The following is a 1,004-nucleotide window of genomic DNA, read 5'->3' on the forward strand; positions in this document are numbered from 1 at the left end:
CGGGCCCCGCCGGGCTCGCCGCCGCTGCCGCCGCGCTGCGCGCCGGCGCCCGCGTCACGCTGCTCGACGCGTCCGACCGTCCCGGCGGCCAGTACCACCGGATGCTCCCGGCCGAGTACGAGGCCGAGGACAACGGCCGCCTGCACCACGGCTGGGACGGCTTCGAACGGCTCCGCGGGCACGTCCTCGGCCACCCCCGCGCCGAGTGGTGGCCCGACGCGTCGGTCTGGGCGCTCGAACGCCCCGACGACACGGCCGCCGCGCCGCACGTCCACGTGCTGCGCGGCCCCGCCGACGGGACCGGGCGCGAGCGGCGCGTCCTGGCGCCCGACGCCCTCGTCCTCGCGACCGGCGCGCACGACCGCGTCCTGCCGTTCCCCGGCTGGCAGCTCCCCGGCGTGTTCACCGCCGGGGCCGCGCAGGCGCTGGCGAAGGGCGAGCGGGTCGTCGTCGGCGACCGGGTCGCCGTCGCCGGGTCCGGGCCGTTCCTGCTGCCGGTCGCCGCGTCCCTGCTGGAGGCCGGGTCGGACGTCCGCGCGGTGCTGGAGGCCAACACCGCCGCGACCGTCCTGCGCGGCTGGTCCCGACGCCCCTGGGAACTGGCCGCGCAGACCGGCAAGACCGCCGAGCTGGCCGAGTACACCGGACTGCTCGCCCGGCACCGCGTCCCCTACCGCCTCGGCCGCGCCGTCGTCGAGGCGCGCGGCGACGGCCGCGTCGAGGAGGTCGTCACCGCCCGGCTCACCGCCGACTGGACGCCCGTCCCCGGCACCGAGCGCACCCTCACCGTGGACGCGGTCTGCGTGACGCACGGCTTCAGCCCGCAGCTCGAACTGCCCGTCGCCGCCGGCTGCGAGCTGCGCGACGGCTTCGTCCGCGTGGACGGGGCGCAGCGCACGACCGCGCCCGGCGTGTACGCGGCCGGTGAGATCACCGGGATCGCGGGCGCGCCCGCCGCCCGCGCCGAGGGGCTGCTCGCCGGCTGGACGGCCGCGGGCGGCGAC

1 protein-coding gene is annotated in these 1,004 nt (G+C 79.6%); it reads left to right on the plus strand.

Translation table 11 applies throughout. From position 1 onward, the window contains the following. Positions 1-1,004, plus strand: a 1,004-nt coding sequence (locus DZF91_RS23240; protein ID WP_117359494.1) for an NAD(P)/FAD-dependent oxidoreductase, incomplete at both ends; no start/stop codon positions are given.

The organism is Actinomadura logoneensis (assembly GCF_003428695.1).
Classification (GTDB): Bacteria; Actinomycetota; Actinomycetes; order Streptosporangiales; family Streptosporangiaceae; genus Spirillospora; species Spirillospora logoneensis.